10 protein-coding genes are annotated in these 10,729 nt (G+C 60.4%); 5 read left to right on the forward strand and 5 right to left on the reverse strand.

The annotated features are described in order from the left end of the window. Nucleotides 1-5 precede the first annotated feature (5 nt). Nucleotides 6-737, forward strand: a complete 732-nt coding sequence (locus KQ940_RS19710; protein WP_217415797.1) for an SDR family oxidoreductase — start codon at nt 6-8, stop codon at nt 735-737. Nucleotides 738-860: 123 nt separating this feature from the next. On the opposite strand, the gene KQ940_RS19715 is transcribed toward KQ940_RS19710, so the two are convergent. Further along, nucleotides 861-1,271, reverse strand: coding sequence for a DUF4399 domain-containing protein (locus KQ940_RS19715; protein WP_217415798.1), 411 nt, complete (start codon nt 1,269-1,271; stop codon nt 861-863). Between the two features lie 289 nt (nt 1,272-1,560). Here KQ940_RS19715 and KQ940_RS19720 point away from each other — a divergent pair, with 289 nt between their 5' ends. Beyond that, the gene (locus KQ940_RS19720; protein WP_217415805.1) at nt 1,561-2,355 is read left to right on the forward strand and encodes a DUF5602 domain-containing protein; all 795 of its coding nucleotides are present in this window, start codon (nt 1,561-1,563) and stop codon (nt 2,353-2,355) included. Between the two features lie 37 nt (nt 2,356-2,392). On the opposite strand, the gene KQ940_RS19725 is transcribed toward KQ940_RS19720, so the two are convergent. The 3 genes from KQ940_RS19725 to KQ940_RS19735 form a co-directional block, all read right to left on the reverse strand. Further along, nucleotides 2,393-3,166, reverse strand: a complete 774-nt coding sequence (locus tag KQ940_RS19725) for a ferredoxin--NADP reductase (protein WP_217415807.1) — start codon at nt 3,164-3,166, stop codon at nt 2,393-2,395. A gap of 158 nt (nt 3,167-3,324) precedes the next feature. Continuing rightward, nucleotides 3,325-4,605 carry an ABC transporter substrate-binding protein gene (locus KQ940_RS19730; RefSeq protein WP_217415809.1) on the reverse strand — a complete coding sequence of 427 codons (1,281 nt, stop codon included), beginning with the start codon at nt 4,603-4,605 and terminating at the stop codon, nt 3,325-3,327. Between the two features lie 3 nt (nt 4,606-4,608). Beyond that, entirely contained in the window at nt 4,609-7,539 is a 2,931-nt protein-coding gene (locus KQ940_RS19735; protein ID WP_217415811.1) for an EAL domain-containing protein, read from the reverse strand. 376 nt (nt 7,540-7,915) lie between these two features. On the opposite strand from KQ940_RS19735, the gene KQ940_RS19740 reads away from it, so the two are divergent. Genes KQ940_RS19740 through KQ940_RS19750 form a run of 3 tightly spaced genes read left to right on the forward strand, consistent with a single transcriptional unit; the run spans nt 7,916 to nt 10,284 of the window. Then, nucleotides 7,916-8,695: a response regulator gene (locus tag KQ940_RS19740; RefSeq protein ID WP_217415819.1), complete on the forward strand. Its 780-nt coding sequence runs from the start codon at nt 7,916-7,918 to the stop codon at nt 8,693-8,695. 12 nt (nt 8,696-8,707) lie between these two features. Next, entirely contained in the window at nt 8,708-9,406 is a 699-nt protein-coding gene (locus tag KQ940_RS19745; RefSeq protein WP_217415821.1) for a hypothetical protein, read from the forward strand. Nucleotides 9,407-9,444: 38 nt separating this feature from the next. Continuing rightward, a complete protein-coding gene (locus KQ940_RS19750; protein WP_217415833.1) occupies nt 9,445-10,284 on the forward strand; it encodes a 23S rRNA (adenine(2030)-N(6))-methyltransferase RlmJ in 840 nt (279 codons plus the stop codon). Between the two features lie 16 nt (nt 10,285-10,300). Here KQ940_RS19750 and KQ940_RS19755 read toward each other — a convergent pair whose 3' ends face one another. Continuing rightward, complete coding sequence (locus KQ940_RS19755; protein WP_217415836.1) at nt 10,301-10,567, reverse strand: hypothetical protein; 267 nt, start codon at nt 10,565-10,567, stop codon at nt 10,301-10,303. Nucleotides 10,568-10,729 lie beyond the last annotated feature (162 nt).

Here is a 10,729-nt window from a genome sequence, read left to right on the forward strand (position 1 = left end):
ATGTAATGGACAAGGTGGTCATTATCACCGGCGCCAGCCGGGGAATTGGTGCGGCGACGGCGAAATTGTTGGCGGCACGGGGTTATGCGGTGGGTGTTAATTACCGCACGCATGTCCGGCAGGCCGACGAGGTGGTGGCGCAGATCGTGGCGACAGGCGGACAGGCAGTGGCGTTGCAGGCCGACGTGTCGATCGAAGCCGATGTGATGCGTCTGTTCGATGAAGCAGAGCGAGCCCTGGGGCCGGTGACGCACCTGGTCAACAATGCCGGCGTGTTGTTCACCCAGTCCCGGCTGGTGGATATCGATCTGGAGCGGTTCAACCGGGTGTTGCAGGTCAACCTGATCAGTTGCTTTCTCGGTTGTCGGGAGGCGGCCCGGCGGCTGCCGTCCGGTGGCGCGATCGTCAACCTCTCCTCGGTGGCGGCCAGGCTCGGTGCGCCATTCGAATATATCGATTATGCCGCGTCCAAAGGTGCGATCGAATCTCTGACCAAGGGGCTGGCTACCGAGCTTGCAGGGCAGGGGATAAGGGTGAACGCGGTCAGCCCCGGGTTGATCTATACCGATATCCACGCCGACGGTGGCGAGCCCGGTCGGGTCGATCGAGTGGGGCCGACACTGCCGATGAAGCGGGGCGGTCAACCCGAAGAGGTGGCCAGTGCGATCGCCTGGCTGCTCTCTGAAGAGGCATCCTACGTGACGGGATCGATCATTGATGTGGCGGGTGGGCGTTAGCGCATCGCATCCGCCGGCCTTGGGTGCCTTCCGCCAGGAGGTGTGGCTTCGGCGCGGCGGTCGATGTGGATAATAAGCCGGGGCGTTTGGACCGTGCCACCCCGGCGGGTTCCAACCGGCGCGTTACTCTACGGTGATGGTGATTTTCTGTGACATCACCGGTGGGTTGTGCGGCATATGGCTCTGGTCGCCCATAATCAGCTGCAGGGTATGTCGGCCCGGTTCCAGAGTTAGCGTCGTTTCGGTCTGGCCACCGCCGAAATGCTTCACCTCTTTGCCCATGGCGCTGCCCATCATCGGCATCTCGGTACCATCGATCATCAGATGGTGGTGACCGGTATTTTCCTTGTCGATACCCGCCGGCGCGACGCCCATCCCCTTGAGGCCGAACTGCACTCTGAAGGTCTGCGGTACGGTTGCCCCGTCCGCGGGCGCGATGATGTACGCCTCGGCGCCCTCTGGTGACGGGGTTTCGGCGAAGCTCAAAGAGCTGATGACGGCTGCGATGCCTGCGGCGAAGATCGCTTTCTTCATGGTTGAATGTCCCTATTGGGCATGCTGTTGGGTTACATGCAGGTTGATTGGGTGGTGCAGGGTGCGAATGCCCTCCAACACAACAACTCTAGTCGGTGATGGCGAGCATGGCCAAGGCGCGGCCGTGTAAATCGACAGTGGGCAAGGCGTGGCGTGGGCGTGATTGCGCCGGGGTGAATAGGTCGGCCTGGCTGTCAGCTGGCAAAACAGGTCCGGCGATACCATCCTTACTGAGACCGGCTTCGGGGCGGGGCCGCCTCGGCCGTTAAAATGGAGCAAGGAGGTCCCTATGTTCCAGATCGCGATATTCAGGTCAGTTACTCTGCACAAGCTGTTACTTGCCGTGTTGGCGATTTTTACCGTCGGGTGTAGCCAGTTCCAAAAGGAGCAGGGGCTGGCGGGCTCCTATGAAGGTCCGCCGGTATCGGTCGGTAAGGGGGAGGCTCGCGCCTATGTTAGGCTCGATGAGCAGGGGAAAGTGACGACCCTTGGTATCCTGATGAGCGAAGATGCATTGGACGGGCTGCCGGAGCAGGTGTCGCATGGAGCGGTAGAGTACCTCTTGACGTTACCCCCTGAAGCGAAGGCCGGCGGCTACGACCATGTCAGCGTCGAATGGAATCCGCAGGGCCATATTCCCCCGGGGGTGTACGACGTGCCCCATTTCGATTTCCATTTCTACCTGATCGATGGGAAGGCGCGAAGCGCGATTACCGCCACCGGAGAGGATCTGGCCCGAGCCCATAGGCAACCTGAGCCGAGCCATATGCCGGTGGATTATGTGTTGCCAGAGGGTACCGAGGTGCCGAACATGGGGGCGCATGCGATCGATCCGGGCGGCGATGAGTTCAACGGTAAGCCGTTCAGTCAAACTTTTATCTACGGCTTTTATGATGGCAGGATCATCTTCATGGAGCCGATGATGACGCTGGCGTTCCTGCAATCCCGGCCCAGTGTTTCAACGCCGGTAAAGCAGCCCCAGATCTACAGCCCGGACTTTGCCTATCCGGCCTTTTACGGCACCTATTACGATGCCGACAAAAAACGGTACAGGATCACTCTGGACGGACTGAGCATGCACTGAAAAGAGCGCTCCGGCGCGTTACCGGGGCGCTCTTCATTTAACGCTCCACGAACGCCCGTTCAATGACGTAGTGGGAGCGCTCGCCGTGACGCGACTCGTTGAAGCCCCAGCCATCCAGTATGGCGCAGGTATCCTTGAGCATGCTGGGGCTGCCGCAGATCATGAACCGGTCGTCATCGGTATTGGGCTGGGGCAGGCCGATGTCACGGAACAGCCGACCGGAGAGCATCAGGTCGGTCAGACGGCCGTTGTTTTTGAACGCCTCACGGGTCACCGTCGGGTAGTAGATCAGCTTCTCTCTGATCAGGTCACCGAACAGCTCATTGTTGGGCAGTTCATTTTCGATGTAGTCCATGTAGGCCAGTTCCGAGGTGTAGCGGACGCCGTGGGTCAGGATCACCTTGTCGTACTGCTCGTAGATCTCCGGGTCCTTGATGATGCTCATGAACGGGGCCAGGCCTGTCCCGGTCGCCAGCAGGTAGAGATGCTTGCCGTCGAGCAGGTGGCCGCTGACCAATGTCCCGGTCGGCTTGGTACTGACCAGCACTTCGTCACCGACCCGGACATTCTGCAGGTGCGAGGTCAGCGGGCCGTCGGGCACCTTGATGCTGAAAAACTCCAGCTCCTCCTCGTAGTTGGCGCTGGCGATGCTGTAGGCGCGCATCAGCGGGCGCCCCTCGATCTCCAGCCCGAGCATGACAAAGTGACCGTTCTCGAAACGCAGCGACCGTCCGCGGCTGGTGCGGATGGAAAACAGGGTGTCGTTCCAGTGGTGTACGTGGGTCACCGTCTCTTTTACCAGGTTTGTCATGCTCTCTCCTCCGGTCAAGAACCAATACCGGCCACTCTACGCCTGCTCCTGAAATCTGTTAAACGGGTTAAATTCATATCCATTATCGATTTAATGGGTAAAAACCGGGGTGGCAACGGTGCTTGCCGATCAGGGATGTATCGACGTCGATGTGTGTGCTACTTCGATAGGATAGCAGCTGCATCGCGGATCAGTTTTTCACCGCCCTGTTTTGGCGTCAGATGACCAAAGGCGATCTCGTGTCCTATCCCTTGCAGCGTGATAGTGACCTCACCGGCGCCCAGCGGTGGGGTGGGTGGGAGCGGCCCGATCCAGGGTGCCAGCTTGTCGATATAGTCGATCGTTTTCCGGTCTACTTCATTGAGTTGGGGCGATAACACCTCGCGCATGGCCGGGGAGGCGGGAATGCCCCGGTCGACGCCGAGTATCCTGACCGCCTCGGGCGACATCACCAGGAAGTTGGCCAACTCGACAGCGAGGTCCGGTGCTGTCGAGCCGGCACCCACGGAGAGCATCTGCGACGGTTTGTAGTAGTGTCCGGGTAGGCCGCCGGCGTCGGCCGGAAAGGCGGTGATGTCGAGCGGGCGGGCGATGCGTTGTTGGTAGTTCAGCAGCATGTTGGAGTGGGCAAAGTCCATCGCGGCGAAGCCGAGGATCAGTACCGAGGTCTCGATCGAGTGTTTGTCCAACACCTGAATGTCGGCCGGTACGCAGCCGCCGAAAGCGCGGATATCGGCCCAATAGCGGAACCACTCCACTGCATCAGCGGTTTCGAAACCGAGTTGACCCTCGCTGTCATAGAGCCCCTTGCCCCTTTGTCTGAGCCAGTTCTCAAACGCGATCGTGATGCCGCCGGCATCCGGTGTGGCATAGTAGTTCGGTTGCCGGTTGCCCTTGGCAAAGGCCTCGCACTTGTCGCGGAACGCCTCCCAGTCGGTGCCGAAGCTGGGGGGCTCGACTCCGGCGGCGGCCCAGCCCTCTCTGTCCACGACAGCCGCTGTGGAGTTGATGCCGAGGTTTACGCCGTAGAGTTTGCCGTCAACCCGGCAGGAGTCGATGTTGTGTTGGCCGAAGGAGTCGATATCGAGGCGATTGCCGAGATAGCGATCCAGCGGCAGCAGCACACCGTTGTTGGCGTAGAGCTTCAGGTATCGGTAGTCCATCTGGATCAGGTCCGGCGTCTGCCGTATGGCAACCAGCGAGACAAAGCGTTGCCAGTAGTCGAGCCAGTCCAGATATTCGGTGTCGACGGCGGCGCCGGGATTGGCGGCGGTGAAGGCGGCAAGTGCGTTGCGGGTCAGTTCGGCGCGCTCCCGGCTGCCCCACCACATGAAGCGCAACCGGTTGTCCGCGGCCAGGGAAACGGGGCTATAGAGAGCTCCGGCCAGGCCGGCGGCCAGGCCGAGGAAGTGGCGGCGGGTAAGGTTTGAGGTTGTCATGGTCTACAGTATCTCCACCCTGTTGGTCAGCATTTCCCGTGCTTGCGCGGCGGTCATCGGCTTGGCGATGTAATAGCCCTGGGCCTGGGAGCAGCCCTCGCGGCGCAGGAACGCCAGTTGTTGCGCATCTTCGACCCCCTCGGCAACGGACTGGATCCCCAGCGTTGCGCAGAGGCCGCAAACGGCCTGCACCACAGCCTGGCTGTCACTGGAGCTGAGTACATCGTGGACGAAGGACTTGTCGATCTTGATCCGGTCGAAATGAAATTTGCGGATGTAACCGAGGCTGGAGTAACCGGTACCGAAATCGTCCATGGCGATATGCACCCCCATTCGGCGCAGCTCTTCGAGTAGCTCCAGATTGGTCAGGGTGTCCTGCATCAATATCCCTTCGGTAATCTCCAGCTCGAGACGGTGCGGCGCCAGGCCCGAAGCGCTCAGGGCCGCTTTGACATCGGCCGCCAGGGTCTTGGCGCGGAACTGGATCGGGGATATGTTGACCCCGATCTGCAGTGGCAGCGGCCAGTCGCGGGCTTCATGGCAGGCTCGCATCAGTACCCAGCGGCCGATGGTCGTGATCAGGCCGGTCTCCTCGGCTATGGGGATGAACTCCTCCGGGGAGATATAGCCGCGCTCCTGGTGGTGCCAGCGCAGCAGTGCCTCGAAACCCTGGATCTTGCCGGTGGCGATATCCACCTGAGGCTGGAAGGCCAGATCCAGTGCCTCGGCATCGACCGCTTGTCTGAGTTCCATCTCCAGTGTTCTGCGGGCCTGGAGGCGGGCACCCATCTCCTGTTCGAAGAAGCTGTAGCGGTTGCGGCCTTCGTCCTTGGCTCGATACAGCGCCAGGTCCGCACACTTCATTAGTCTGTCCGGATCATGGCCGTCTCGCGGGCTGATGGCGATGCCGATGGAGATGCCGACGACGATTACATGACCCTCGATATTGTAGGGGCGGCCGATCTTGTCGATGATTCGACGCGAGATCCGGATCGCTTCCTCGGTGCTGGAGTCGTCGGTCAGCAGGACGGCAAACTCATCGCCGCCTACGCGGGCGACCCGGTCGGTGTCGCGCAGGCAGGCCTGCAGGCGTTCGGCCACGGCGACCAGCAGTTGGTCGCCCAGCGGGTGCCCCAGTGTATCGTTGACCGTCTTGAACAGGTCCAGATCCATGAACAGCAGCGCGACCTCGCGTTTCTGCTCGGGGTCTCCCAGCAGCTTGCCAAAGGTGTCTCGGAACAGGCGACGGTTGGGCAGCCCGGTCAGGGTGTCGTGATACGCCAGGTGGGCGATCTGCTGCTCCTGACGACGGCGCTCGGTGATATCCTCATGCACCGAAACCAGGCCGCCCTCCGGAGTGCGGGCAGTGCGCACCAGGATGGTGCGTTGGTTGCGGAAGTTGAAGACCAGCGGTTTACGCGAAAAGGCGGAGAAGCGTTCGGGGTGTTCGCTCGTTCCGTCGTGGCGTATCGGCTTTGCGCCGCGGGCGATGCAGGTGTCCATCACCTGTTGCAGCGGTGTGCCTTCGCGCAGGTCATCGGGTGTCAGTTCGTACAGCGTCATGAAACGGCTGTTGCTCATCAGCAGCCGGTTGTCGGCATCGATCAGGCACAGCCCCTGCGGGATGCTCTCGATGGCGGAGGATAGGCGGTCGTACTGCGTTCTGATCCTGGCTTGGGATTCGGACAGCAGGTGTTGGCGGGCATCCGCAAGGTCGACAATCAATTCGTTGAACGAGTGCGCCAGCTCGCCCACCTCATCCTTGCGCGCGAGCAGTTGATCGGGCATGCGTTGCGACAGATCTTCCGATCCGCGCAGTTTTATGACAAAGGCTTTCAGGCTCTCGATCGGGCGCACGAAACCGGCCGCCAGGAGCAGGCCCGATGCCAGTAAGACCACGGCGATCGCCAGGGTGACACCGATCACGACCCAGCGCGCTTCTTCGATGCTGCGACCGGTATGTGCCAACGCCTGAGCGTAGCGGGCGCGCGCCTCCGCTTCCATGCCACTGAGTGCCGACGCCAGTGCAATGTCGGTGCGGCTCATCGCCATACGGGTGATGATGGTGCCGGAGTGGAACAGGCTGGTTCGACGCCAGATATCGTGGATGCCGTCCGGGCCAGACACCGCCTGCGAAATCTGCGTCAACGCATGCTCAATCAGGTCGTTCTCCCGTGTGAATCCGCTCTTGACCAACAACGGGGCCAGGATCTCGTACTGGGTCGAGAGCGTTGCCATCTTCTCTTCGTTCAGCCGGATGACCTGGTCACCGTTCTTGGCCAGTGTGTTGGAGTGGTTGTGCAGCAACACAGTGCCGATCTCGCCGAGCCGTGCCGACATCAGGTCAAGCTGTAACTCCAGCCTGTCCCGGCTATCGGTACTCGCCTCGGGCATCGGCTTGGGGGCGGAGGGGGCGTCGCTCCGCAGTGCGCGGATTACGCCGTTGATCTCGGTAATGGCGCTGTCGATATCGCTCAGCCGGGCTTCGAATGCCTGCTGCAGCAAAACCTGTGTATCGCAGCTGTTGGACAGGCTGTCGAACGCATTCAGCATCTCCTCCTTGGCTGACCTGACCTTGACCTCATAGACACGGATCCCCGTATCCTGCAGAAACCGTGCGAGGGTATCGATGATGGCGATATTTTTGGCCAGTGAACCGTTCATCAACGCCCGGTGCGAATCGTCCGCACGCTCGCAGGCCAGCAGCAGATTGTGTGCCAGCAGGCTGAGATTGTGCATGGCGTTGGAGGCGTTGACGGCGTTGGTCAGCAGGGGGAGGTAGAGTTCATTGGTGTCGGTGACCGAAGTGTTAACGCTATCGGTATAGCGAAGGCCCAGCCAGCCGCCGGTGCCACTGATCGCGGCAACGCCCAAGGCGACACAGAGCACCTTGAAGCGCAGCCGGTTTGTCAGCAACTGCAACCATCGGTTCAATGGTGACTCCTCAGCGCCGGACTTCGTGCTGTTTGGATCCGAACCGACAGTTACCCCTTAGGGGCTGCTCGGACAGATCCTCGGGTTCACTTTTCCTTTCCTGTAGTAATGCCCTACCCCTTTCCCGTGTCGAAAACGCCCTGCTTGCGAATCCGGTTAATGACATAGTAGCTCATAACTCCGACAGTGAACCGAGACACTTATCTCTTGGTAGGAGCAACCTAGCACGAACCGTTCGTGGTGACGATAGCAGCTGTTTCCATCGCTGGTACAATGGGGCACTGTTCGCTGTTGACTTCGCATTGTGGGGCTTCTGTCGGCGCCGCGATTATGGGACAGTGTCACAATTCGCTATCAAACGGAATTAGATTGATCGATGAGTAAAATTAAGGTGTTGGTGGTCGATGACGCACGGTTTATCCGTGAGCGTGTGGCATCGATGGTGCGCGATGCTTTTCCCGACAGCAGTGTCGATGCGTTTGAAAACGGCCGGGATGCGATGAAAGCGATGCAGGCGCGCCAGTATGACATCATTCTGTGCGACTGGGAGATGCCGCAGATGAGCGGCCTGGAGCTGCTGCAGTGGACCCGGACGCGGCCTGAGTACAATACGGTCCCGTTCCTGATGGTGACCAGTCGTGGTGAGCGTGAATACGTGCTCAAAGCGATCCAGGCCGGGGTCAATGACTACCTCGGCAAGCCCTTTACCAGCGAGCAGCTGGTGCAGAAGATCGTCAAGGCGTTGGGCAAGGGCGGACGGTTAAGTCCGGAGCAGCAGGAGCGTGCAGCCAAGCTGTTGCAGGAGGATGGGACTCGCAAGGAACCGACCTCCAAATCGATGCCCAAGCCCAAGGGGCTGGCGCAGCTGCGCTGCAGCAACCAGACCTTCAAGTGTGCGATCAAGGACCTGAACCTGCGTGAAGTGAAGGTGGTGATCAAAAACGAGTGGGTATTTCCGGTGCTGCTCGACCAGGTCGTGGTGGATATAGAGCAGCTGTCCGGTGATGCGGTGGCGCGCCTGAACGGTTTCGTGTTGTCGGTGCAGGCCACGGAAGCGCGGCAGGACTCCCCCTATGTCGAGGTGCGAGTGCAGTTTGCCGACGACGATCCGGAGAAGATGGCACACCTGTCCAAGTATATCGCCAGCGTACGTTAAGGAGCCTTTTGCATGCCGCTCGGTCACTATTTCAAGCCTCTGCTTGCTGCCGCCATGGCGGCGGCACTGTTGGCCGGTTGTGCCGGCAAGGTAGAGCCGGTCAAGCCGGCCAAACCAGCCGGCTCGGTCACGCCGAAACCGTTGAATGTCGCCATGCTGGGTGGTTACGGGGTAGAGCAGCAGCTGGCACTGTCACTGATCGCCCATTACCTCAGCGCGCCGCTGTACCGCATGTCCAACCCGCTGCCGATGAGCCGGGATTATCGCATCGGTGGGGCGATCCACTCGCCCAACGGCCATCAGGCCGTGGTGACCATGCGCAGCCTGGATGAAAACCGCTGGGCGCTGGTGACCCTGTCGGTGTCGCCGGGGGCGGTGATGAATGCCTTCGATGTGGTGCGTAATGGCCAGCCGGGGTACGCATTGGTACTGAAGCATGCCCGTATCTGTCTGGTTGAGGGCGCCGATCAACCGCCGGTCTGGGGTGGTAACGGTTGGTCGTTCTCGAAAACTGAGCCGGGCCACTTCGAGTGCAGCGCTCAGACCAATGGCTCGCTCTATCAGCCTTACAGCGGTATGCCGGGACTGATGGGCGTCTACGCCGAGTCCGGCGATACCGTGCTGTATGGCGAAAGCTGGCCGCGTCTGAAGGAGATCGCCTCGGGTCTGGCCAGTCTGTTCCCCCATCTTCAGGTGCCGCGGATCCAGTGACGCGGCACTGCCCCTGATTTTTCGAAAAGGCTGCTCCCATGCTCAGCTATCAGCACGGCTTTCACGCCGGCAACTTTGCCGATCTGCACAAACATCTGGTCTTGACCACTTTGCTGGAGGCGCTTAATCGCAAGACGAAGCCCTGGAGCTATCTGGAGACCCACAGTGGCCGTGCGCTCTATGACCTTGCGGATGCCCAGGCGCAGAAAACCGGCGAGTATCGGCAAGGGATCGCGCGGCTATGGCAACAGGAATGGCCGGCACCATTGCAGACCTATCTGCAGCAGGTGAAACGGGTCAATAGCGGTGAGGCGTTGACGCACTATCCAGGCTCACCGACCATCGCGGCCGGGATGGCGCGTGCCGACGACCGTATCCGGCTGATGGAGCTGCACCCGGCCGAGGTGGAGGCGCTGCGGCAGGTGTTCGAGCGTGATGAGCGCGTGGCCGTGCATCATCGAGATGGCTATGAGGGCGTGGGTGCGCTGTTGCCGCCGACGCCGCGTCGGGGACTGGTGTTGATCGATCCCGCCTATGAGGTCAAGGAGGAGTATGCGCAAGTGGTGCGTTTTCTGAGCAAGGCGCAGCGACGCTGGCCGACGGGAATATTTGCGATCTGGTATCCGCTATTGGCGGCCAACCGCTGGCGAACGCTGATCGATGGGATCAAGGCCGGAGTCGGGGGCGCGGTGTTACGCAGCGAGCTGCAGGTCGCGCCCACCGACAGCGGTGGCATGTATGGTTCGGGAATGCTGGTGGTCAATCCGCCCTGGCAACTCGATCAGCAGTTGCAGCTGGCGCTACCGCTGCTGGCCCAGGCACTGGGATGTGATGCTGTGAAGGCTGTACGCAACGAATGGTTGGTGGCAGAACAGTAAATTGAAGGGCGCTCCCTCAATAGAGCGCCTTTTCATCCCTGACCAAATCCTTGAGTAGCTCGAGGAACAGCCGGTCTGCATCGCTCTTTTCGATGCCGATCTTGACGTTGGTGGTGTTGGATATTTCGTCGGCAATGAGCTGATCCGCGTCCTTTTCGTTGATGTACTTGCGCGCAACCTGCTTGGCGATATCGCAGATTTCCGGTTCGTTGAACACCTTGCGAACGAACAGCAACAGCTCGTCGATAACCCGCTCTTTATTCTTGATCTCAGATATTTTCATCAGTGCTACTCCATGTCGCCTTATACCTACCACTATAACCCGAGTGCCCAGAGCTGCCTATAGCTCTGTTTTTGCCTCGAAAACCGGCAGGGCAATCGCACTACGTAGCCACGATGCGTGCCGGTCCGGGCCGGTGGCACCGCTTCCGTGCGACACGCGATG

The organism is Marinobacterium ramblicola (assembly GCF_019084545.1).
Lineage (GTDB): Bacteria > Pseudomonadota > Gammaproteobacteria > Pseudomonadales > Balneatricaceae > Marinobacterium_D > Marinobacterium_D ramblicola.

Coding starts and splice junctions, on each gene's coding strand:
- KQ940_RS19730 (WP_217415809.1), bottom strand. CDS start 4,605: ATGACAACCTCAAACCTTACCCGCCGCCACTTCCTCGGCCTGGCCGCC.
- KQ940_RS19755 (WP_217415836.1), bottom strand. CDS start 10,567: ATGAAAATATCTGAGATCAAGAATAAAGAGCGGGTTATCGACGAGCTG.
- KQ940_RS19745 (WP_217415821.1), top strand. CDS start 8,708: ATGCCGCTCGGTCACTATTTCAAGCCTCTGCTTGCTGCCGCCATGGCG.
- KQ940_RS19710 (WP_217415797.1), top strand. CDS start 6: ATGGACAAGGTGGTCATTATCACCGGCGCCAGCCGGGGAATTGGTGCG.
- KQ940_RS19715 (WP_217415798.1), bottom strand. CDS start 1,271: ATGAAGAAAGCGATCTTCGCCGCAGGCATCGCAGCCGTCATCAGCTCT.
- KQ940_RS19750 (WP_217415833.1), top strand. CDS start 9,445: ATGCTCAGCTATCAGCACGGCTTTCACGCCGGCAACTTTGCCGATCTG.
- KQ940_RS19725 (WP_217415807.1), bottom strand. CDS start 3,166: ATGACAAACCTGGTAAAAGAGACGGTGACCCACGTACACCACTGGAAC.
- KQ940_RS19720 (WP_217415805.1), top strand. CDS start 1,561: ATGTTCCAGATCGCGATATTCAGGTCAGTTACTCTGCACAAGCTGTTA.
- KQ940_RS19740 (WP_217415819.1), top strand. CDS start 7,916: ATGAGTAAAATTAAGGTGTTGGTGGTCGATGACGCACGGTTTATCCGT.